Here is a 23,916-nt window from a genome sequence, read left to right as displayed (position 1 = left end):
ACTCCTAATCGAACAAATTCTTTGCTGCTTCAAAATCAAATGCTTGGCCAGCTGTACCATTATCAAGTACAAGGATACCACGCTTTTGTGGTGCATTAGGAATACCGAGCTCCCTAGCAGAACAAATCATACCAAAACTGTCGACACCACGTAATTCACCAGGCCAGATTTCAGCTCCTGTTGGCATTACCGCACCGGGCAAAGCAACAACAACTAATTGACCTTCATCAATATTTGGCGCACCACAAACGATTTGAACTGGTTTGTCCAATCCAACGTCAGTTTGAGTAATGTGCAAATGATCTGAATCAGGATGTTCCTTCATTTCTTCAACATGTCCAATAACAAATTTAGGACTATTGTCAGTCACTAATTTATCAGAAAAACCGGCTTTAGCAATGGCACTATTTAAAATGTCTACTTGCTTATCGTCAAGAAATACTTGACCAGATTCATTTTGGATACCTAGTTCTTCGCCAAGTCCAAAAATGTTGAAACCGATTGGAGCATCATTTTCTGTGTTAAAAATACGTACTACATTGTCTTTTTGAGTTGTCTCTTGAGTTGCAACATCTTCTGCTGTCTCAACTAATAAGACATCCCCTAAAACATCTGGATTATAAAAGCTTAATAGCAAGTTTTTTCCCTCACTTGATTAAATTATTTTTTAATTAACGTATGGTACTAGTTAAATATCCCGTCTACAGAGCTGGAAAATATTCTCAAGCTGTGCGGAACGGCCCGAGCCAAAGTGCGGTCTCGAACCTCGGTTTGAAGCCTTGACAAAGCCCGTCAAGTCTCCAAACACGCCCGGTGGTATAAGTACGAGAGTACCTCTCGTGCTTATACCACTACCACAGCACACAAATATTTCCCAGCTCTTCCGACTAATTAATCGATATTAATCGAATATAAAAGTATTCAAATGCTTTTATATTCAACCTATTTTAGATACTAAAATATAATTGATAGAATATTTTTAATAAATCATCAACTAGAGCCATGAGTTAATTTACGCTCAATTATGTTAAGTCTACTGACTGACTGGTTGGTTTTGATAATAAAATGACTATAAAATATTGAATATCTACGTCTGAATGCACTTAAAACCAACATTTCAAATTTTACACCAAATCAATTAAAAATAACCATAATCAGTCGAAAGAGCTGAGAAATATTTCTCAGCTCTAGACATGACATATTTAAAAACATGTTCTATTTGTTAACCACACTGTTAATAAAGGTCTCAACTTCTTCTTTAGTTTTTCGATCTTTATTTACTAGTCTACCAATTTCTTTGCCATTTTCAATAATAACAAAACTAGGAATTCCCATAATGCCTAATTCTTGAGCAATTTCCATGTTATCATCACGGTTAAAACTGATCCAGTTGAAATCAGAATACTCTTGTTCTAGCTCTGGCAATTTAGGTTCGATAAATTTACAGTCTGGGCACCAGTCGGCATGGAAAAATAGAATGTGTTTGCCTTCTTTAGTTACTTCGTGCCAGTCTTTTACGCCATAGTCTTCAAATGTCTTCATAATATTTCACCTCTCCAATAAGATACTTTTTATTTGTTAAACGGTCAATTAAGTGCTCTTGGGTATTAGATTGATATATAATAGTGGTAATATATCAGTAAATCGAAATCAAGGAGTGATTTTTATGAGTAAAAAAGGTATCGGTTCATTAATCGTTGCTGGTACTGTACTTGCTGCATCTGCAGCCGCTACAGTCTTAGTAAAACACCATCTAGATAGCGAGAAGATTATCAATAAAGTTAAGTCCGTTTTGGGCGAAGATAGCAAAGTAATCGGTTCATGGGTTGAACCATTTTACCAAAGAGTTGACGTCAACGGACGTGCAACTTGGGGAATCGTTGGTGGCGTAACCACTATGGACGAATTCGACGTTGCCCAATATCACTTCATCGCCGATGCTATTACAGGCGAACTATTAAACATTAAAAAAGTACAGTAAACAAACGAAAATTAATTTTTAAATTGGGCTTTCAGGTAATTAATCCTGAAGCCTTTTTTTGAGAACTTTTCTTCATACTCAGTTTCGATGTTATTTGAATTTAGACCCTCATTGTTATGCAAATCCAAAGAGATTTCATCGAATTTCATCCCGTAATTATTCATACTGATCAATGAGTATTCAAACAATCCTTGGTTATCAGTCTTGAATTGCAAGTAACCATCATCTTTTAAAATATATTGGTATTGCTTCAAGAATGACTTATAAGTCAAACGACGTTTTTCATGACGTGTCTTTGGCCATGGATCAGAAAAGTTTAAGTAAACTCCGTCCACTTCACCTTCAGCAAAGTATTCGGACAAATCAGCACCATTAGCTAATAACAATTGCAAGTTGGGTAACTTTAACTCAACTTGCTTTTTTAGTACCAAAGCAATGGCCCCTTCTTGAACTTCCATCGCAATGTAGTTATTTTGGGGATTTTGTTTGGCTAATTCTGTGATAAATCTACCCTTACCAGAACCAACTTCGATAAATAAAGGTTGTTTCTTAGCAAAACGGTCTTGCCACTTGCCTTGCATGTTTTCAGGTTGAATGGCAATCATATCAAGATTGTCATTGATCATATCTTTAGCCCAAGGTTTATTTCTTAATCGCATAAATATTAATTCTCTCCATTAATCTAGATATTTTTTCAATTGTCTTGGCATGTAGAAATAGTTGACAAAAATTAAGACTGCTAATCCAGCAACAATAATAATCAAACTATTCATACTCATCCCAAATTTATAAATAATTGCCAACGCACTGACAATCCATTGAACTGACAAAATTGTCGTACTTAATTTAGTAAAATCAGCAATCTTAGTCTTGCCGCTGATTGGGTAAAGCCGTTGCATCAAGTTTTGCATGACCTCTTTAAAGTATGGTTTCAATTGAAAACCTACCAAGTAAATAAAGAGCATTTCTACTATTAATGAAATGTAGAAATTGTCGATCAAAGCTAACATGATAGCTTGAATCACTGTCAAACGTAAGAATAAACCGATGTATTCGTTGTTTCTGATGAATCCTCTAGCAAAAAGATACAAGTAAGTATTGCCGGAAACTGGTTTGATTGGTGTCAATAAACCATCTAGCCACTTACGACGTTTGATTTTACTGTTAACGCCAGGAACATCAGTAAATAGGTTATAGAAGCGTTTGATACGAAACATTCGTTGGTCTTCAGTTTCAATCGCTAATTTCCACTGTAATTGTCCACTAGTTTCTAACGTACGCACTTGAGCGTTCAAGAAGAAATAGTAAATTACGGCAACAATCAACATTGTCCAACTGAACAAGTACGTTGAGACAGCCAAAGCGACCAACAACAAAATATTTGAAGCCAAACGCATGCCGATATTGCCAAAATGTGCTCGACCATATATTTCCATCAAATTAACGTTTAGAAAAGCTAACTTATAAACAATTAAACCAACTGCAATCGCTACGATATCAATTATCTTTAACCCTGCTCCTCGTGAAGCAAAAGCTGACAACAAGAAATTGACTAATGCTAACGTCACGACTGGTAAAAAGCTACTATAATTCTTAGCTGATTTAAAGTATTTATAGAAATCTTTTTCTTTAACTAATAAGAAAGTGCTATCTGGTTCCTCTAACAAAGTGGCAATTCCACCGACTTGAACTGCTAAAAATAGCAATACGATAACGATTGGCTTTCCAAAAGTTAATGTCTGGTGAATTGTACCCAACAAATTAGAATACCAAAATCCTAACGCACCAATTAAAACGATGAAAGCTAACACAAAATTATCGTTGAAGATCAATCTGAGATATTTGAATTGATTAAGCTGATGTCTTCTTAATCGTTCATTCCAAAGTTCTGACATTAGAGATCCTCGTTTGACATCTTGATATAAATATCATCAAGATTGGCATCTGCTTGCATATCAAAGTTAGCTTTCAATTGATCAAGTGTACCATCAGCTCGAACTTGACCATGATTAATCAAGACAAACTTGTCAGCATGATTTTGAACCGTAGCAAGAACGTGAGTTGACATCAAAACTGAACATCCCGCTTTTTTCTTAGCTTCAACAATATTCAATAAATCGTTAACAGCCAAAGGATCAAGACCAGTGAATGGCTCATCGATAATGAACAAACTAGCATCAGTCATGAATGCACAGACAATCATAACTTTTTGTTTCATACCTTTAGAGAAATTCTGTGGGAACCAATCCAACTTATTGTCGAGTCTGAAAGTCTTCAACAACTTGTTAGCATTCTCCCAAGTCTTATCATGATCCAAATCGTAAGCCATAATTGTTAAGTCAATATGTTCCTTTAATGTAAGTTCTGGATAAAGAATTGGCATTTCGGGAACATAAGCAATCTTCTTACGATATTTTTCAACATCATCGTGCAAACTAATTCCATCAATCAGAATCTGGCCGCCACGAGGTGTCAATAAACCAATAATATGTTTGATAGTTGTTGATTTACCAGCACCATTCAAACCAATTAGTCCGACGACTTGTCCACTTTCAACCGTAAATGTTTCTTTCTTTAAAACTGATACTTGACCGTATCCACCGGTCAGTTCTTTTACTTCTAAAGTCATGGTTTAAACCACCTATATCTGTTTTTAATAATGTTAATATGATAGCATTATAGTAAATATAATGCTGTTTTTTGAAAGGAGATTTTTCTATGGATGATTGCATCTTTTGCAAAATAATCAACAATGAAATTCCTAGTACGACAATCTATGAGGACGATGATATCAAGGCTTTCTTTGATATTTCTCAAGTTACACCTGGTCACACGCTTGTAGTACCTAAGAAACATGTTCAAGATATCTTTGCCTATGACGAAGATTTAGCAGAACGTGTTTTCAAGAAGGTACCTATGATTGCTCGTGCTATTAAAGCTTCAAATCCTGACATTATCGGTATGAACATCTGCCAAAATAATGGTGAGATTGCTTATCAAAGTGTTATGCACTCACACATCCACCTAGTGCCCCGCTATTCAAAAGACGATGATTTCTCAATGCACTGGGGAGATAACACCGGTCTAGTAAGTAACGAAGAGCTACAAGCACGTGCCGACAAGATTAAACAAAACTTGGAGGACTAATATGAAATTCTTTGCTGGATTCGTAGTTGGAACAATTTCTGGTGTCGCTGTACAGTTGTTCCAATCAAAAGACACCACACCTAGTATCAATGATACCAAGTTATTTCAGAATATAAAAGATTTTAAAGATATATTAGCTGATCTCCAAAAAAATTCAGCCGTAGTTCCTGAGGTTCTCTCCGGCATTCAAAGTGACATTTCCAAATATTCCGAAAGTATCAAGCCGGATATTGAAGAATTGCAAAGTTCAATTCAAGATATGCAAGAAAACCTTGATAGCTTCAAGAAAAATTAGTGCCAAATATGAATTTTTTGTGATTTTTTCTTAAAATGACAAACTATTCACTATTTTTTATGGTAGTCTTTTCAATTGTAGACATATTAATTAAGGATGTGTAAAGATGAATAAACGATTAACTAAATGGATTTTGGCTATTGCCGGTCTATTTATGATTACAGTTGTTGCTGCTGGTTGTTCAAGTAACAAGACTGTTGCTACTCTTAAGGGTGGAAGAATTACCCAAGACGAATACTACAAAGAAATGAAGAGTTCTTCGTCAGGTAAACAAACACTTCAAACAATGATTATTACTAAAGCCCTTGAAGACCAATATGGTAAGGATGTATCCACAAAGCAAGTAAACAGTGAATACAACAAGTACAAGAGTCAATATGGTTCATCATTCAGCTCTATTCTTCAACAAAACGGTATGACAACCGCTCAATTCAAGAAGAACATTCGTACTAACCTTCTTACAAAGGTTGCTTTGAAGAAGAACAAGACAGTTACAAATGCTGATCTTAAGAAAGAATGGAAGAGTTACCAACCTAAGATCCAAGTTGCACAAATTCTTGTAAGTAAAGAATCAACCGCTAAAGAAGTTATTACAAAACTTCAAAACGGTGAAAAGTTTGCCGCATTAGCTAAGGAATACTCAACTGATTCAGCAACAAAGAATAAGGGTGGTAAGATGGCTGCCTTTGATAACGATAGTACAAGTATTGATACTGACTTTAAGACAGCTGCATACAAGCTAGACAAAGTCGGCGATTACACAAGTACACCTGTTAAGACTAGCTACGGTTACAGTGTTATCCAACTTGTTAAGAAACCTGCTAAGGGTAAGATGAGTGATCACACAGCAGAACTTAAATCTAAGCTATATGCTTCATGGATGCAAGATTCAACCGTTATGCAAAAGGTTATCTCTAAAGTCTTGAAGAAGGCTGATGTATCTATTAAAGATAGTGACTTGAAGGATGTTCTTTCAGGTTACGTTTCATCAACTTCATCAGCAAAGAAATAATATAATATAAACAATCAATAACGTTGGTAAATTCCAGCGTTATTTTTTTGTACTTTTTTCTACATATAATGCCGCCCATCTCCGGTTGTCAGTAAATATAGTCCGCAGTGAGGACTATATTTACTGACAACCTCCGACTAATTTATTTCTGACAACTAACTTCTTCCATAGATTTGATGCAGTGGTTTTCATATTAAACCTGCAATTAAAAAATATTTTTATAACTTTAAAAGAAACTTGCTCTGCTGTTTCCCAAATCAATAATTGTTCATGCGCCCTAAACAAAAAATTCAAGCTGATTCCACTAATCTCTCTGCTACTTAAAAACTATTTTTAAGAATTCCTCAATATCTGATACAACGGCTACAATAATAATTATAATTAGAATGAATGTTGTTCTTTAACATCAATGACATTAAGTTTTATCTTGGGATTCAACCAGAGTCTCTCCATTCCTTATTGTTAACTAAAATTAACTTTCTAGAATTGCAATTTATTAACTCTATCAATTTATTTTCAGAGGCTCTTCACTGCGGCTTCTTTCACTTGTGTTGCCATTTTGTACATGTATGATAATGGTATTAGGAGGAAATATTTTATGGATAATAAAGAAATTCAAGATCCTTTAATTTACAGACGTATTTTACTTACAGTTGATGAGGACGACCACGAGTCTACAACCCGTGCCTTTCGTTTTGCCATCACCCTTGCTCACGATTATGATGCCAATTTGGGAATTGTTTCCGTTATGGAAAGTGAAGATATTAATATTTTCGATTCTTTAACTCCATCTAAAATCAGTGAGAAACGTGAAGATTTGAAGAAATCTGTTGAAGAATACGTTAAAGCAGCTGAAGATAATGGTTTGAAAAAGGTTGAACCACTTGCTTATGAGGGTGGCGACGTTGACGACGTCATCCTAGAACGTGTGATTCCAGACTTTAAACCGGATTTGATTGTAACTGGAGCTGACACTCAATTCCCCCACTCTAAAATTAGTGGTGCGATTGGACCTAGATTAGCTAAACGTGCCCCTGTTTCAGTTATTGTCGTCCGTTAAAAAAGGAACCTCACAAGTAGAATTAACAAACTACGAAAAGAGGTCTTGTCATTTTGAAATACAAGAATGATAAAGAACACGAAAGCAAATTCATTGAGGGTACTGGCAAACAACGAAAGAGTCTTGACGAGATCAATGGCTCAATCGATGTTCCCGACAATGCCGGTTATTTTAAAACTCTACTAGCTTACACTGGTCCTGGGGCCTTAATTGCGGTTGGTTACATGGATCCTGGTAACTGGATTACTTCTATCGGTGGTGGTGCTCAATTTAAATACACCCTACTGACTGTCGTTTTACTATCCAGTTTAATTGCGATGTTATTGCAGGCAATGTCAGCTCGTTTAGGTATTGTTACCGGACGTGACTTAGCTCAATTAACACGTGAACGAACGTCTAAAACTGGTGGCTTTATTCTCTGGATTATCACTGAAGCGGCCATTATGGCAACTGATGTGGCGGAAATCATTGGTTCCGGTATTGCGCTGGAGTTGCTATTCGGATTCCCACTGATTCTCGGTATTACGATTACTGCCTTTGATGTTTTGATTCTATTGTTCCTAATGCGTTTAGGATTCCATAAAATTGAAGCCATTGTCGCTACTTTAGTGGCTGTCATCTTGTTTGTTTTCGCGTATGAAGTATTTTTATCCAAACCTGATGCCTTAGGTGTTTTAGGCGGATATGTTCCTAGAGCTAAAATTTTAACTAATCAACCAATGTTGTACATGGCACTAGGTATTGTCGGTGCGACCGTTATGCCCCATGACTTGTATCTTGGTTCATCAATCTCTCAAACTAGAAAGTATGATATTCACGATCATGCTTCAGTTAAAAAGACAATTAGATTTACGATTGCTGATTCAAATATTCAATTAACACTCGCCTTTGTCGTCAATAGTTTGTTATTGATCTTAGGTGCTGCTTTATTTTACGGAACTCATAGTGATTTAGGCCGTTTTGCCGACTTATTCAATGCTTTAAGTGATTCGAAAATCGTTGGTGCCATTGCCAGTCCAATGTTGAGTATGCTTTTCGCTATTGCGCTCTTGGCCTCTGGTCAAAGTTCAACTATCACCGGAACCCTTGCTGGACAAATGATTATGGAAGGATTTATTCACTTGAGAATGCCTCTTTGGGCACAAAGACTTTTAACACGTCTAATCTCAATCACCCCAGTTTTGGCCTTCGCCATTTATTACAAAGGTAACGAAGCCAAAATTGAAAGTCTATTAACGTTCTCACAAGTCTTCCTATCAATAGCGTTGCCATTTGCGATGATTCCATTGATTATCTTTACTAGTGATAAGAAGTTGATGGGCGCATTTGTTAATCGGAAATGGGTCAAGTATGTCTCTTGGGTCGTGGCTGTCATTTTGATTATTTTAAATCTTCAGTTGATTTGGACTACATTGTTTTAGGTCTTGCCGTTTCCAGAACTGAGAGTATTCATCTGCTGAGCGGTACGGTTCGAGCCAAAGAGCGGTCTCGGACCTCGGTTGAAGCCTTTCCAAAACCCGGAAAGTCTCCAACACGCCCGGTGGTGTAATTGCTAAAGCAATAACACCACTTTCGCTGCTGATGAATACTCTCAGTTCTTCCAACTAATTTATTTTTTAAATTAATGAATAATCAAACTAAAATTTTTTTTTAAAATTAACTTATACAATTCAAAAAAGCTTAGCAACCAATCAATCTGGTTACTAGGCTTTTTCATTTTAGTAAAGGATATTCAGACGTATCAGCTAAACTTCTGTCTATCTTTTTCCCATTTTTCGATACTTCTTAATATGTGCCTTCATTTCTTTTTTACTGCCAAACAATCGATTTATCTTTTCATTTTCCAACTGCTTCGAATTCAATCCATTGTAAGACATTTCATGCTGCAACTTTTGATAGCTTTTAAATCTATCAGGGTCTAAATCTCCGGCTTCAATGGCAGCCTTTATTGCGCACCCTGGTTCATTGGTATGTGTGCAATTTCTAAACTTGCATTGTCCTGCTAATTCTTCGATGTCATCAAATGTTTTTGACAAGTTACCCGTAAATATTTTTAATTCACGCATTCCTGGGGTGTCTATTACGACTCCGCCATTTGGTACTGGTAACATTTGTCGATATGTCGTTGTGTGTCTTCCCTTGCCATCATCTGCTCTAATCGTCTTAGTTGTTAAAACTGCTTTACCAATTAAATGATTTATCAAAGTCGACTTACCAACGCCAGATGATCCGACTAGAGCAACTGTTTTTCCAGCCACAGTATATTTGTCTAAGTTTTCAAATCCTTCATTATTCTCTGCTGAACAGACAACAATATCAGTCCCCAGACTTACCTCTTCTAACTCCAGCATCTTTTCTTCCAAGTCTTGGCATAAATCTGATTTTGTCAAAACAATAACTGGTGTTGCGCCACTATCCCAAACGACTGTCAGGTAACGTTCAATTCTGCGGACATTGAAGTTTTCATTTAGTGACATGCAAATAAGAATATAATCAACATTTGCGACAATTACTTGTCCTGACTTCTGTGAACCAGATGAACTTCGTTTCATTAAACTTTTACGTTTCAAAATATTATGAATTATCGCTTGTGTATCATCGATAACGGAGATCATCACCCAATCCCCAACTGCTGGAAAGCCATCTTGTGAATCAGATTGATACTCTAACTTGCCTGAAACTTGGGCATTCAATTCACCTTGAGCACTTGCCACTTTATACATATTACGTTGCTGTTCAATTACACGAGCAACGCTTAAATCATTATATTGCTTTGATTCTAATTCAAGTTTTTCTGTTAATCCGTATTTTTTTAAAGTATTATTCAATTTTTATTTTTCCCTTCGCGTTGGGCGTACCCACAACTCGCGAGAACAAAAAAGCGCAGTTACCCACTGCGCACAAACAACAAGAAGTAATGAGAGCTACGCTTCCTAGGTTATCCATAAGGTGGGTACACTAAACAAAGCAGAACATTGTCTGCTAAAATTTTGTGTTCGTTTAAAACTACCTTATTGAATATCCAGCATATGCATACCTCTCATATTTATTAGCCATACAATATCACGATATTAAGTTAATTGTCAATTTGTACTGCCATAACACATCCCAATACCTAAAAAAACTTAGTAACCAATCAATCTGATTACTAAGCTTTTTAACTATTCAAATAAATTCAATTTTAATTACATCAATTCAAATCAACATAATAATTCTACTTTCCACAAAACATGAAGCCACCTAGCCGGAGGTTGCCAGAAAATCTACCCGCCGTGAAGGTAGTGTCAGGGTGTAAGCCCTGATACTACGGGACGTCTTTTGAGACGCGGGTTCCGGCTCAAAAGCGAGGTTCGAGACCGCACTTCGGCTCGGGCCGGTCCCCACTGCAGGTAGAATTTTCTGGCAACCTCCGGCGGCATTTTCAAGTTAACTGTGTTTGTAAAACGCTCTATTATCTAAACCAAAGATTCGTTCAGAAAACTTGCCGTTCTCTGTCTTATCAATTGCCTTGGTTATCATATTGATTGAAGCATCCATCATATCAATATTGTGCAAAACTTCTGCTTCCAAAATCTTAGGACGTTCTGGTGAACCATATTCCAATAATCCGTGATGTGACAAGATCATATGACGAAGTAAGATCATATCTTCGCTTTCAAGGCTGATATTTAGCTCCTGAGCAGCTTTTACAATTTCTTCATCAACTATCGTAATGTGGCCTAACATGTTACCTTCGAAGGTATATTCAATATCTAAGCTACCTGTCAATTCAATAATTTTACCAAAATCATGCAAACATGCACCGGCAATTAATAATGCTCGGTTAATTTGAGGATATTGGTCAGAAATACTTTCGGCCATTCGCACCATGCTCAATGTATGATAAGCCAAGCCGCCTTGGAAATCGTGATGATTGCTCTTAGCTGCAGCACTGGTAAAGAAACGGTCGTGATATTTCTTAAATAGAAATCTGACGATTCGATTCCATGAACCATTGGTAATCTGTAAAAAGACATCGTCAAACTCATTTTCCATATCGACTTTTTTCATCGGAGCAGTCTGAACGAATTGTGACATATCGACTGTCTCGGGGTCTAACAAGCCCAAACGAGTAATGTTAACTTGGGGCTTACCTTGATACAAATCACGGCGGCCTTCTAGTTGAACAATCGTACCAACGTGATATTTTTCGGCATCGGCTTCACTAGCATCCCAATATTTACCAGGGATTTGACCTGACTTGTCTTCAAATACTAGTGACAAGAAATTTTTACCATTCTTAGCTAAACGAAAGTCGGAACGTTTGATAACAACTTCCAAACTCATGTCTTCGCCCTTATTAAAATCAATTATTTGTTTAGGCAATCTCATTCTCCTCCAATTTCAAAATATGGTCTTCTGGAACACCCTCAGGTTGATTAGCTGTCACATAAATAACTTGATTGGTCTCGGCAATCTCTTGAATCAATTCAAACACATTCTCCTTACGAGAAAGGTCGAAATCGACGAAGGCATCGTCAATCAAAATTGGCAACTTGATCAAATCAGAAATTTCAGTGACAAAAGCCAAGCGTAAAGCTAAATACAATTGAATCGTTGTTGCTTTCGATAATTCATGGACATCAAAAACATTCTTATTTGCACTCGTGACCACGATATCTCGACTCTTGAAATCAATTTTAATATAATGATGATTTGTCAGCAAACTAAAATACTGTGTCGCCTTCTCAATCATCTTCGGATAACGGTTTTCAGTCGCAATATTCAACATATTCCGAATCCAACTGCTGGCCAATTTGTTGGAAATCCATTCATCATAGTTTTCAATAATATCCTGCTTATTTTGAGCCAATTCGCTAACAATATGTTGATACTGTTTATTGTCAAAAATCTGTTGCATCTGTTCCTTCAATGAACCCATCTGACGACTCAACTCATTGTTCTTGTCAGCCAAAGCATTCTTCTTTTCCGTAGCTTGATTCAACTCTTCACTCAAAGTATTGTGATCCGCATACTTTTGTAATTCTGATAAATCAGTTCCAAGGAAATCTTTGTCCTGCTTAATTTGAGACAAAGTCTTTTGGTTTTCAATCTGTTGTGTATGCATCTGCGTGAACATATTCATATTAACAGCTTGATACTTCTGCAAAATGGCAAAGATTTCTTTATTCAACTGATGCAAACGTCTATCGCGATTGTCAGCAATCTTTTGTGTCTGAGCTTGACTCTGTTCAGCAATATCTGCCTTAGCTTGAATCTGGTCCAAACGAGCAAAATATTTTTCAATTTGTTCATTATAATTGTCATCTTTATAAGATTCATCAACCACGTTCAATTCCAATAGAATGTTGCGCCACTTGTTCAAATCAACCTCAATCGACTTGATACCATCAGCCAAACCATTCTGTGTCGTATGGTAGTTATCCAAGGCAATTACAGTACCTTGAATGCCCAAAATTGCCTCTCGAGATAGTCCAACATAACCTTTTTCTTGCAAGAATGGATAATTACCCAAGTCAGCTTTGGCACTATTAACACGTTCTTGATACCAATACCAACCACCACTAGCAATGGCTGCTAACACGAATACCCAACGTAATGGATTGATGATGAAAGCCAAGATCACGGCAACGCCACAGACAATTAATGGCATATTATTTGCTTTACTAACTTGCGGCGTCAACTGATCAATCTCATCCCCAGTCAACGGCAACATATGCTCCGATAATTCGGGATGGTTTTTGAAGAGTTGGTCCACTTGAGTATCAACTTTCAAAAGCTTGGAATTCATATCGTCCCGGTGAAATTGTAAGTTTTGTAACTCAAATTTCTGATTCCGAACATAATCCAATCGTGTCTGATTAATTCGATAATTTTTGAGAACGTTCTTTTCAACGTTATCCAAATCGGCAATTTTATTAGGAGTTGACGTTTCCTTGAGCGTGCTCAATTCTTGATTAGCCTTTAAAACTCGCTCCCAGTCTTCACTTTGAATCAGCCGACTTGGAGTGTGATTCGGATCATGGCTTTGTTGCAATTGCTCATAACGTGACCACTTCTTATCTAAATTACGTAAGTTATTTTCAGCTTCACTAGCTTGTTTCAATAAAACAGCATTATCGTCAAAGTCTTTTTCAGTTTTATCTAATTCTGACTTGACTCGTTGATATGCCACTTGTTGATTCTCAATCTCAGACTTATCTTCAACTAACTCTGTTTCTTTTTTCAAATTGACAACTAACGGTTGTTTTTGACCACGAGGTTTGTAAATATCGTCCGCCGCATGTTCCAAACTATCGGCAGTAGCTAGCCATTCTTTACTACCAACGGCACCAATCGACATAACTTCAGTTTCCAATTTCGTCTCGTCTAAGCCATAGATTGAGAGAATACTTTTATCGTCAAAAACATGGGTATTCTCAAAGTCATCTTTTGTAAAGCTACCGATAATTTCCGACAACAAACTAACTGGAACCTCGTCATCTCCATGATAAAGTGTCACTTCTCCGTCACCTTTACCATCAACTCGACGAACAGTCCAAGTCGTTTCATCATCAGCTTTAAAAACTAACTCACCACCGTATTTACCACTGTTACGGGGTTTGTATTGTAAAAATTTATTATCGCCACGTGCTGAAGCAAACCCAAAGAGAATGCTCTGAATAAAGTTCAACAGTGTCGTTTTTCCAGCCTCGTTGTCACCAAAAATAACCTGATAATCTTGTTCAAAGTTAAATTTTTGGTCGATCCATTTACCGAAACCGTAGATATTTGCTTTAACTAATTTCACGATTACTCTCCAGTATATTTTTGATTGATTGTATTGCGAGTCATTTCCGTGATGACTTTCAAGAAATCAGGATCATTAATATGATCACGGATAATACTTGATGAATACAACTTACTATCGAGGTCCTTAATATCATCTAAATTAATGGCCTTTTGTTCAGCCTCGTCCCAATATTTCTGGTCAATCTGTGACAATTGTGGATTGTCATTAAATTTCAAATAGATTTTATACAGAACGCTTTGCGTTTGTACTTGATTAAAGTGTTGCAAAATTTCATTACGATTAATAGTTTTTACTACATCAGCACTCAATTTCTGAGCGTTATTAATATTCAACGTCAACAATACAGCCGGATTATCCAACATGTCGGTGATCTTATTTATTAAAGAGTCAACGGTATCTTCAGCTCGAGCTTCAATTGTAGCTTTGTCCCAAGTATAAATACTACTCTTAACGAACTTCATCTCCGTAACGTGATTCTCCACCGAAACGATGTAAAAACCTTTCGGAGTAATATCATTTTGGTTACGTCCTTGAATGTCGCCAGAGTAAACGACCATTGGTGATTCATGAAGAATCTGACGTTTATGGATGTGTCCCAAAGCCCAATAATCATAGCCTTTTTGCAATAAATCACTGACCTGGAATGGCGCATAATTGTCATCCCCAACTCCAGCATGCAAAATACCAATTTGATAGTCAAAATCGCCACGATTAGGATATTCTTTGCCAATTGCTTGATTAATATGTTGTTGGTGATAACTAAAACCAGTCAGCCCAACACGTTGACCGTCTTTAGTTATCTGTTCAACAGTTGAAACTTCTGGTCCGAAAACTGTCACATTACTAGGAAATTTCACTACAGCAAAATTATTGCGATAATAATCATGATTACCGTAAATTAAATAGACCTTGATATTGGCTTGGTTCAATTTTTCAAACTCGTCTCGCAAAAACATCTGGGCTTTCAATGAACTGTCAGTATCATCGAAAATATCGCCCGCTAAAATGACGAAGTCAACTTGTTCAGTTAGTGCAGTTTCAAAGAGTTTCTTAGCCGCCTGATAAGTTGAATCTTGTAATTGTTTTTGTAATTCCTTCGAAAAATTGCTAATGCCAATAAAAGGTGTGTCTAAATGTAAATCTGCTGCGTGCAAAAACTTCATGCTAAAACTCCCTTGTAAAAGAAAAGGACTTGAGCAAATTACTTAAGCCCTAAGTCCTTGTTATTTATCTTGATAAATTTCTGCGATAGGCTTTGAAATGATTTTGTTCAATTCATCCATCATCGAATTCATCTTTTGCTCTTTTTCCATTAAGTTTTGGATTTCAGTGTAATTTGAAAGTTGATCTGTCAATTCACGCATTGCTTTAATGTCGTCGTCTGTAATTTCTTGACCTTGCATTTGTTTTTGTTGAAGTTCAAATTGTTTGTTTTGAACTTTGTCGAAAAGCTTGTAAGCCAAATCATTAGCCTTAACAGCTTCGAAAGCAAGCTTCAAATCAGCAACTTCAGTTGTCTTTCTCAAATCTTGTTCAAGTTGATTGGCGCTATCGTAAATGTTCATATAGTCCTCCTATTGACCAAAAAAGTTCTTAATATCATTATACCATTCTGTAGCTTTATTTTTAACGTTGTTTACCCCATCTTGAATAGATTTAGCAATATCATTATCACCACTATCTGACGTATTACCTTGGGCTAAACTTGAAGCATCCTTAACACCAAAACTAGTAGCTTTTGTATCAGGTAAAATATTCGTCATTTCGTTCTTAAACAAGGTCGACATACCGTTCTCATTTGCTCCGGAGAGGAAGTGATTTTGGTCAGTATTGTCAAATCCCATCCAACTGGCAACCACGACGTCAGGTGTATAACCAATCATCCACTGATCCTTGGTACCGGCATAACCATAAGATTCAGGAACTTCGGTACTACCAGTCTTACCAGCAATTTGATAGCCAGCAGGCTTAGCAAGTTTACCAGTACCTTCATTGTAAACGCCAAGCATCATACTGGTCATTTCTTTAGCAGTGTTTTTACTGATAATCTGCTTAGTTGAACTGCTTGTATTGTTGACCAAAACAGTCCCAGTTGAATCAACAACTTTAGTAATAAAGTGCGTATCAGAAAGTTTACCTTCGTTAGCAAAAGCAGTATATGCACGTGCCATTTGAAGTGGTGAAACACCAGTCTCCAATCCACCTAAAGCTAAAGCCAAGTTTTGGTCATTCTTATGTACCTTGATACCAAAGTTTTCAACCGAATTGACACCCTTTTTGACACCAATCTTATCCAATAATGCTACAGCTGGAACGTTCTCACTTTGATACAAAGCTTTGTACATTGGTAACGAATCTTGATAAATCCCATCTGCATTGGTTGGTGTGTACTTATTCTTACCAAAACTAGTGATTTTATCAGGCAATTCTGAATCGTAACTGTAACCATTTTCAATAGCTGGCGTATAAACAGCTAACGGTTTAATTGTTGAACCTGGTTGACGTCGCATCTGAGTAGCTCGGTTAAAGCCACGGAAAGTATGATCGCCACGGCCACCAACAACGGCCAAAATACCACCAGTTTTTGGATCAACTGCAACTGAAGCTCCTTGAACTTTAGTGCCATCAGCAGCATTATTGGGGAACAAGTAGCTACTGTCAAACGATGACTGCATTGAACCTTGAATTCTCTGATCCAATGTTGTGTAAATCTTATAACCTTTATTCAAAATATCGTCTTCTTTGAGACCATACTTATTAACAGCTTCGTCAATAACAGCATCAAAGAAATATGGATACTTGTAAGAACTGCTGACTTCATAATTGTCATTCAAAGCAATTGCGGTATTCTTATAATATGTGGCTTGAGAAGCTGTCAATTTATTATTTTCAACCATCAAGTCCAATACTAAATTACGTCGAGCAGTTGAATTACTCATGCTGTCGATAGGATTGTAAGCATTTGGTGCTTTCAAAATACCAGCTAAGTCTGCTGCTTCAGCGGGATTCAATTCAGATGCATTTTTACCAAAATATTTTTCGGAAGCATCTTGAACACCCCAGACCCCGTTACCGAAGTAAGCATTATTCAAATACATGGTGATGATTTCTTTCTTTGAATAAACTCGATTAATTTCAATCGATAAGAAAAGTTCCTCACCTTTTCTAGCAAGTGTTTGTTTCTGAGTTAAAAGTGAATTCTTAGCCAACTGTTGCGTTAAAGTACTACCACCACCGGAAATACCATGGTGAATAACGTAACCAATTGCTGCTCTGGCGTAACCTTTAATACTAAAACCTGGATTAGTCCAAAAAGTTCGGTCCTCAGTTGAAGTAACTGCATTCTGAATATTTTTGGAAATTTTATCATAACTAACGTAAGTACCTTTATTAGCGTAAAGCTGTCCAGCATCATCGCCATCTTTATCTAAAATAGTTGTCTTCGTTTGCAATGATGATTGTAAATCGTCCACGTTACTTGTCTTAGCCTTGTATGTCCAATAACTACTCATGACTAGGATCAATGTCAAAACAAGCAAGATCAACCATCTAGTAAGCTGATATCTCTTCCAATATTTTTTTATAAAAGACCAAGCAACTAGTAATTTAGGCTTAAGCCAAGCCCAAAAACCATTGTTATTATTCATTGTTTAAATACCTCTGTATAAGAACAAATTTTATCACATTATCTGAAGATTTAAAAAATTGTTTGGAATGGGCCGTCTCCCGGGATTAGAATATTTTACCCGCTATGCGGACCGGTCCGAGCCAAAGGGCGGTCTCGAACCTCGGTTTGAAGCCTTTCCACAGACCGGAAAGTCTCCAAACTCGCCCGGTGGTGTAATGGCTAAAGTCATAACACCACTACCACAGCGGGTAAATATTCTAATCCCTTCCAAATCATTGGTTGGTAATTAATTTGATTGTATTAATAATTCAAAATATTAATATACACTTGTAAATTTACTCTTCTGATACATTAAGAAATATTATGATATAGAACAGAATAACTAATTCCACCATATTAATATATGTAATGACTGAGAACTAAATCCGTTGTTACCACAGTGACAATTTATTCAAACAATCTGAATATTTCATTGATTATTCAACATAATAAAAAATAAACTAGTTGGAAGAGCTGAGAGTATTCATTGGCCGCGAAAGTGGCGTTATGGCTTTAGCCATTACACCACCGGACGTGTTGGAGACCTGCCGGTTTTGCAGGGCTTCAACCGAGGTTCGAGACCGCCCTTTGGCTCGGACCGTGCCGCGCAGCAGATGAATACTCTCAGCTCTGGAAACGTCATCCTTCAATTAACTAAGGAGTTTTAAAATGTATCAAAAAATTATAAAGTATCACCGTGAAAACAATGAAGAATTGTCCATTCGGGAACTCTTGAAAAAATGGCTGATTCCTAAAAAATGGCAGCACTTCTTTCGGGTTCAAGAAGATGTTTTAATCAACGGGCAGTACCACTCTTTTAACACAATTGTCCAAGATCAGGATGTCATTACTTTGAACTTTAACTTTCCACCACGGACTGAACAGCACTACTTGCCTGGGCATGACCCTGTCGATGTTGTTTATGAGGATGCCGATATTATTGTCGTCAATAAGGCTTCTGGTAAGAAAACTCATCCCAACTTATCCACTGAGGATGACTCTTTAATGAATGATGTTGAAACTTATCTTAAGGATGGACATCCCTACATGGTTCACAGAATTGATATGGAAACATCTGGCTTAGTTCTAATCAGTAAAACTCCTTATTTAGTTCCTATTTTCAATCGCCAATTGAGTAATAAAACGTTGCATCGTGAATATTTGGCCTTGATAAATCTGGATGCTCCAATTAATGATTCTGGAACAATTGATCAACCGATTGGTCAAGATCCAGATGATGTTCGTAAACGTATGGTCACAACTGATGGCTTGAACGCCACGACTAACTATCAAGTTATTGAGAAAAATGCTGATTTTGCACTCTTAAGATTAAATTTATTGACCGGTCGAACTCATCAATTACGTGTCCACTTGGCACATAATCATTGGCCAATCGTGAATGATGTTCTTTATAACCCGCATAAAAAGGCGGGAATGTTACTATTATTTGCCCATAAATTGACATTTAGCCAACCTTTTACGGGAAAACCTAAAATTATTCAAGCAAAATTACCCGAAAATATGTATAATTTAATATGTGCTGATTTAAAGCAACCAAAAAGCTCACCTAATCCCGACAATTAGGTGAGCTCTTCTTTTATATTCAGAAAGAAGTTTTAGGAGTGATTTTTTGACTTTTTCTGAGACGGCTGTAATTAAATCATTTCCATAACTAGTTTAATAACTGCCCCGACAGCAATTAATAAAATATATGTTACAGAGAATTTGCTTACAGCTTTGATTACTAAAGGATACGTCATTGTTTTAACTTGTTCCTTCAGATAAGGACGAATGTCGTCCCAAATACTTGGATAAAGCAGCACGATTAACAGTGTAATGTAAGGCACTACTTTTAAAATAGCTAAAATTGGAACTAGCAGGAAGGCTAAGGACCAACTAGCTTTGAACAAACTTAATGCATTGGCTTTTCCTACTTTACTAACCAATGTATGGCGACCATTTTTTATGTCTGCTTCTAGATCACAAGTCCCATTGCTCAACTCCGCACAGAAGAATGCGAATGTATTGGGCAAACAGATTATGATTACCGAAATGGCAGTACTAGAATCAAACTTAGCTGTTCCGATTAGCCCTAGATAGGAGTAGGCCATTGGAACTAGCTGGCTAATGGCAATAGCCACCGCTGCTTCCCCAAACATTGTTGAGTTCAGCGGCTTAGGACCTGCTGAGTATAATAAACCGATTAAGACTCCAGCGACCCCGATCGCCAATGTAATCCAACCAGTTTTATATACTAGATAGGCCCCAATAATTAATGGAAAAATGGCCAAACCGTACATCCATTTTCTGACTATTGCCAATGATTCGCGATTAATACCAATGGTACTAATCTTTTCACGATACTCTTCATTAGTTGAATTCTTGTAATCCATATAATTATTATGGAAGTTAATAAATAAATGAATAAAGAACACAACGACGAAACCCAAAAGTCCATAGAAGAAATTGAAAGTTTCATAATTCAGATAAGAAAAACCTATTGCCAGTAACAACCATGCTAAATCTAGTGTGGTTGTTTTTATTTCTGATAGTTCGCTAAAAAGTCTTCTATCCAAAACTGATTCACCCTACATTTCTTCTGGAGCTTTAACACCTAATAGTCCTAATGACATTTGTAGAACAATTGAAACTGACTTAACTAATGCAAGTCTAGCCTTCAAGCCTTCGTCATCAGCCAAAATCTTACTGTGTGCATAGTATTGGTTGAAACTCTTAGCAAGCTTCAAAACATACTTAGCAATAACTGATGGTTCGTAATCCTTAGCAGCACGTTCTACAACGCTAGGGAAACTTTGAAGTAACTTGATAGTATCCCAAGCTTCTGGAGCTGTAACAGCTAAGTCTTTGGCATCGCTGTAATCAACATCGCCAGCTTTTCTCAAAATACTTAATGCACGAGCATTTGTATATTGAACATAAGGACCAGTTTCACCTTCAAAACGAACAACTTCTTCAAGGTTAAAGTCGAAACTATCACGACGATCATTCTTCAAATCATGGAAGACAACCGCACCAACACCAACTGCTTCAGCAACGGCATCTTTGTTCTTAAGGTCTGGGTTCTTTTCTTCGATTTGTTTCTTAGCAAGGTTAACAGCATCGTTTAGAACGTCGTCAAGCAAGATAACGTTACCTTTACGTGTTGAAAGCTTCTTACCACCTGTTGTGATCAAACCAAATGGGATGTAGTCAATATCGTCTGACCAGTCGTAACCCATCTTCTTCAAAACAATCTTTAACTTAGTAAAGTGTTCTGCTTGTTCGCTACCAACAACATAAAGTGATTTAACAAAGTCGAAAGTATCTTTACGGTACTTAGCAGCAGCCAAGTCACGAGTGATATAAAGCGTTGCACCATCAGTCTTCTTAATCAAAGCTGGTGAAAGGTCGTATTCTGACAAGTCAACGATTTCAGCACCACGACTTTCCTTTAGAAGGCCTTTTTCTTCAAGTGTATTAACGATAGCATCCATCTTGTCGTTATAGAATGATTCACCAGTAAAGTGATCAAATTGAACATCAAGACGATCGTAGATTGTTTGGAATTCCTTCAATGAAAGTTCCTTGAACCATGACCAAAGTGCTAGAGCTTCTTTGTCGCCATCTTCCATCTTCTTGAACCAAGCACGAGCTTCGTCGTCAAGTTCTGGCTTATCTTCTGCTTCCTTGTGGAAACGAACATAATACTTCAAAAGGTTATTGATTGGGTCAGCTTCAACTTCAGCTTCAGAACCCCACATCTTGTAACCAACGATCAACTTACCAAATTGAGTTCCCCAGTCACCCAAGTGATTGATTTTAACTGGTTGGTAGTTTAATTTAGAAATAATTTTAGCAATTGAGTTACCGATAACAGTTGAACGTAGGTGTCCCATTGACATTGGTTTAGCAATATTAGGTGATGACATATCGATAGGAACGTTACGTCCTTTACCCTCATCAGCATTACCATATTCATCTTTTTCTGTTAGAACTTCATGTAAAACGTTGTCTGAGAAAGCTGCTTTATCTAAGAAGAAATTGATGTAGGCACCAGTGTTTACAACTTTTTCAAAGCCAGTTGTATCGATTTTGCCAACCAAATCCTCAGCAATCATGTTAGGTGCTTTGTGCAATGTCTTTGCCAAGATAAATGTTGGGAAGGCATAGTCACCAAGATCTGAAGTCTTAGGCTTCTCGATCAAGTTTGAAACTTGTTCCTCTGTAATGTCTTCTGGTAAAACCTTAACTAGTGTATCTACTACTTGTTGTTTAAAATCCATATTTTCCTCCTTTAGATAAAAAAAACGCCTCTCTCAATAAACAGTTGTTCATTGAAAGAGACGAGATTTCCCGCGGTACCACTCTAATTGATTAATATCCACTCATTAATTGAATTATTTAATTTTATTAAGACGGGTGCGACTTGATCTTCGAAATAGCTAACTCTCACCAAAGCTTAGCCTCGCTTTAAATCTCACAATCAATTAATCCCTCTTTTGCACAAGTATGATAGCATATAAAGCCATCAATAACAATAATAATTTTTAAATATTTGCCGTCTCCAGGACAGAGAATATTCTCTGTCCTTCCGACTCTTTCGTTGTGACACGAACGTTATCTGCTTTTAATTTTCCAAATCTTGAATAATTCATATTAATTACGATTCAAATATTTATATCTTATTTTCTGAAGGAAGAAAAATGAATCTTTAATTATATATCAAAATTCTGAATATTTTTATACTCAACTAAAAGTTGAAAAACGAAAATCAAATATGAACATTTTATCACCCACAAAAACAGATTAGTTGGAAGAGCTGGGAGCATTCATCGGCCGCGAAAGTGGCGTTATTGCTTTAGCAATTACACCACCGGACGTGTTGGAGACCTGCCGGTTTTGCAGGGCTTCAACCGAGGTTCGAGACCGCTTTCTGGCTCGGACCGTGCCGCGCAGCAGATGAATGCTCCCAGCTCTGGAGACGGCTTACAAATTATTATTTGTGAATAACTGTTCCTTTATTTCCTGCAATAATTTCTTTAACATCATCCAATGCACCGATAACGGCTGGCTTGCCTGTTGCTTTAACGAAGGCAACGGCTGCTTGAACTTTAGGCATCATACTACCTTTAGCAAATTCGTCATTATCAATATGCTTTTGAATATCATCGGCACTAACATCAAAAATTTCTTCTTGATCTGGTTTACCGAAATTATAGAACACTCCCCCCACGGAAGTTAAAATAATCAATTGATCAGCGTCTACTAATTGCGCAATCTTTGAAGCACCAAAATCTTTATCAATCACGGCTTCTTTACCTACTAAACGGTCGCCGTCTTTCACTACTGGAATGCCGCCACCACCGGCAACGATAGGAATTACGCCAGCTTTTGAAATTGCTTCAATTGCTGGATATTCGTTGATTTCAACTGGCTTTGGTGATGGAACTACACGGCGGTAGCCACGGCCAGCATCTTCGACAATTGTCCAATCCGGATGATCTGCTTGAAGGCCTGGAACTTCATCTTCTGTATAAAATGGTCCAATTGGCTTTGTTGGATCTTTGAAAGCTGGATCATCTTTGTCAACAATTGTTTGAGTAATCAAAGTCACAACTTGCTTGTCAATATCATTCTTAAGCATGACTTCTTTCATTGAATTTTGGAACCAATAACCGATACTTCCCTCAGTCATAGCACCACATGTATCAAGTGGCAAAGCTGGGTTCTTTACACTTTCAGCAGCAGCTTGTTGCAATAACAAGTTACCAACTTGAGGACCATTACCATGAGTAATAATCAAGTCTTTGTCACTCTTAACGAATTCAACTAGTGATTCGCAAGTCTTCTTAACAGCAGCCTGTTGAGCTGATGCACTTGCATCTGTACTTAAAATAGCGTTACCACCTAAAGCAACCACAATACGTTCTTTTGTCATAATCGTTTTCTCCTCAGAATAAG

21 protein-coding genes are annotated in these 23,916 nt (G+C 37.1%); 7 read left to right on the top strand and 14 right to left on the bottom strand.

Annotated elements, in window-relative coordinates:
- Positions 1-4: 4 nt before the first annotated feature.
- Positions 5-637, bottom strand: a complete 633-nt coding sequence (gene ytpR, locus AAA923_RS00675) for a YtpR family tRNA-binding protein (protein ID WP_338213937.1) — start codon at positions 635-637, stop codon at positions 5-7.
- 578 nt (positions 638-1,215) lie between these two features.
- Positions 1,216-1,542: a thioredoxin family protein gene (locus AAA923_RS00670; protein ID WP_338213935.1), complete on the bottom strand. Its 327-nt coding sequence runs from the start codon at positions 1,540-1,542 to the stop codon at positions 1,216-1,218.
- A gap of 124 nt (positions 1,543-1,666) precedes the next feature.
- Between AAA923_RS00670 and AAA923_RS00665 the strand changes: the two genes are divergently transcribed.
- Complete coding sequence (locus tag AAA923_RS00665) at positions 1,667-1,981, top strand: hypothetical protein (protein ID WP_041499526.1); 315 nt, start codon at positions 1,667-1,669, stop codon at positions 1,979-1,981.
- An 11-nt stretch (positions 1,982-1,992) separates the two neighbouring features.
- On the opposite strand, the gene trmB is transcribed toward AAA923_RS00665, so the two are convergent.
- From trmB to AAA923_RS00650, 3 genes are read right to left on the bottom strand one after another with little or no spacing between them, the layout of a single operon-like run.
- Entirely contained in the window at positions 1,993-2,640 is a 648-nt protein-coding gene (trmB, locus tag AAA923_RS00660) for a tRNA (guanosine(46)-N7)-methyltransferase TrmB (protein WP_338213931.1), read from the bottom strand.
- Positions 2,641-2,658: 18 nt separating this feature from the next.
- Positions 2,659-3,876 carry an ABC transporter permease gene (locus AAA923_RS00655; protein ID WP_338213930.1) on the bottom strand — a complete coding sequence of 406 codons (1,218 nt, stop codon included), beginning with the start codon at positions 3,874-3,876 and terminating at the stop codon, positions 2,659-2,661.
- On the bottom strand, positions 3,876-4,610 hold the full coding sequence (locus AAA923_RS00650; protein ID WP_338213929.1) for an ABC transporter ATP-binding protein: 735 nt from the start codon (positions 4,608-4,610) through the stop codon (positions 3,876-3,878). The genes AAA923_RS00655 and AAA923_RS00650 overlap by 1 nt, the downstream gene beginning before the upstream one ends.
- A gap of 89 nt (positions 4,611-4,699) precedes the next feature.
- Between AAA923_RS00650 and AAA923_RS00645 the strand changes: the two genes are divergently transcribed.
- The 5 genes from AAA923_RS00645 to AAA923_RS00625 all read left to right on the top strand — a co-directional run bounded on the left by AAA923_RS00645 (position 4,700) and on the right by AAA923_RS00625 (position 8,916).
- Positions 4,700-5,128, top strand: coding sequence for an HIT family protein (locus AAA923_RS00645; protein WP_338213928.1), 429 nt, complete (start codon positions 4,700-4,702; stop codon positions 5,126-5,128).
- A 1-nt stretch (position 5,129) separates the two neighbouring features.
- Positions 5,130-5,423 (top strand): hypothetical protein, encoded by a 294-nt coding sequence (locus AAA923_RS00640; RefSeq protein WP_338213926.1) that lies wholly within the window; start codon positions 5,130-5,132, stop codon positions 5,421-5,423.
- Between the two features lie 106 nt (positions 5,424-5,529).
- On the top strand, positions 5,530-6,435 hold the full coding sequence (locus AAA923_RS00635; protein ID WP_338213924.1) for a peptidylprolyl isomerase PrsA: 906 nt from the start codon (positions 5,530-5,532) through the stop codon (positions 6,433-6,435).
- A gap of 598 nt (positions 6,436-7,033) precedes the next feature.
- A complete protein-coding gene (locus AAA923_RS00630) occupies positions 7,034-7,495 on the top strand; it encodes a universal stress protein (RefSeq protein ID WP_338213923.1) in 462 nt (153 codons plus the stop codon).
- Between the two features lie 53 nt (positions 7,496-7,548).
- Positions 7,549-8,916 (top strand): Nramp family divalent metal transporter, encoded by a 1,368-nt coding sequence (locus AAA923_RS00625; RefSeq protein WP_435890152.1) that lies wholly within the window; start codon positions 7,549-7,551, stop codon positions 8,914-8,916.
- A gap of 336 nt (positions 8,917-9,252) precedes the next feature.
- Here AAA923_RS00625 and rsgA read toward each other — a convergent pair whose 3' ends face one another.
- The 6 genes from rsgA to AAA923_RS00595 all read right to left on the bottom strand — a co-directional run bounded on the left by rsgA (position 9,253) and on the right by AAA923_RS00595 (position 17,935).
- Positions 9,253-10,323 (bottom strand): ribosome small subunit-dependent GTPase A, encoded by a 1,071-nt coding sequence (rsgA, locus tag AAA923_RS00620; protein ID WP_338213921.1) that lies wholly within the window; start codon positions 10,321-10,323, stop codon positions 9,253-9,255.
- A 598-nt stretch (positions 10,324-10,921) separates the two neighbouring features.
- A complete protein-coding gene (locus AAA923_RS00615; protein ID WP_435890151.1) occupies positions 10,922-11,866 on the bottom strand; it encodes a 3'-5' exoribonuclease YhaM family protein in 945 nt (314 codons plus the stop codon).
- Positions 11,853-14,285: an ATP-binding protein gene (locus AAA923_RS00610; RefSeq protein WP_338213919.1), complete on the bottom strand. Its 2,433-nt coding sequence runs from the start codon at positions 14,283-14,285 to the stop codon at positions 11,853-11,855. The genes AAA923_RS00615 and AAA923_RS00610 overlap by 14 nt, the downstream gene beginning before the upstream one ends.
- A gap of 2 nt (positions 14,286-14,287) precedes the next feature.
- Positions 14,288-15,451: a metallophosphoesterase family protein gene (locus AAA923_RS00605; RefSeq protein ID WP_338213918.1), complete on the bottom strand. Its 1,164-nt coding sequence runs from the start codon at positions 15,449-15,451 to the stop codon at positions 14,288-14,290.
- A 60-nt stretch (positions 15,452-15,511) separates the two neighbouring features.
- Entirely contained in the window at positions 15,512-15,853 is a 342-nt protein-coding gene (locus AAA923_RS00600) for a YlbF family regulator (RefSeq protein ID WP_041501570.1), read from the bottom strand.
- A gap of 9 nt (positions 15,854-15,862) precedes the next feature.
- Positions 15,863-17,935 (bottom strand): PBP1A family penicillin-binding protein, encoded by a 2,073-nt coding sequence (locus tag AAA923_RS00595; protein ID WP_338213917.1) that lies wholly within the window; start codon positions 17,933-17,935, stop codon positions 15,863-15,865.
- Between the two features lie 689 nt (positions 17,936-18,624).
- Here AAA923_RS00595 and AAA923_RS00590 point away from each other — a divergent pair.
- Positions 18,625-19,539: an RluA family pseudouridine synthase gene (locus tag AAA923_RS00590; protein ID WP_338213915.1), complete on the top strand. Its 915-nt coding sequence runs from the start codon at positions 18,625-18,627 to the stop codon at positions 19,537-19,539.
- A gap of 71 nt (positions 19,540-19,610) precedes the next feature.
- Here AAA923_RS00590 and AAA923_RS00585 read toward each other — a convergent pair whose 3' ends face one another.
- The 3 genes from AAA923_RS00585 to arcC all read right to left on the bottom strand — a co-directional run bounded on the left by AAA923_RS00585 (position 19,611) and on the right by arcC (position 23,893).
- Positions 19,611-20,531: a prenyltransferase gene (locus AAA923_RS00585; RefSeq protein WP_338213913.1), complete on the bottom strand. Its 921-nt coding sequence runs from the start codon at positions 20,529-20,531 to the stop codon at positions 19,611-19,613.
- A 12-nt stretch (positions 20,532-20,543) separates the two neighbouring features.
- Positions 20,544-22,238 carry an arginine--tRNA ligase gene (gene argS, locus AAA923_RS00580; RefSeq protein WP_338213912.1) on the bottom strand — a complete coding sequence of 565 codons (1,695 nt, stop codon included), beginning with the start codon at positions 22,236-22,238 and terminating at the stop codon, positions 20,544-20,546.
- 713 nt (positions 22,239-22,951) lie between these two features.
- Positions 22,952-23,893, bottom strand: coding sequence for a carbamate kinase (arcC, locus tag AAA923_RS00575; RefSeq protein WP_338213911.1), 942 nt, complete (start codon positions 23,891-23,893; stop codon positions 22,952-22,954).
- Positions 23,894-23,916 lie beyond the last annotated feature (23 nt).

The organism is Companilactobacillus muriivasis, assembly GCF_036246245.1.
GTDB lineage: Bacteria > Bacillota > Bacilli > Lactobacillales > Lactobacillaceae > Companilactobacillus > Companilactobacillus muriivasis.
The sequence above is the reverse complement of the archived record's forward strand: the minus strand, read 5'-3'. Positions and strand labels throughout refer to the sequence as shown.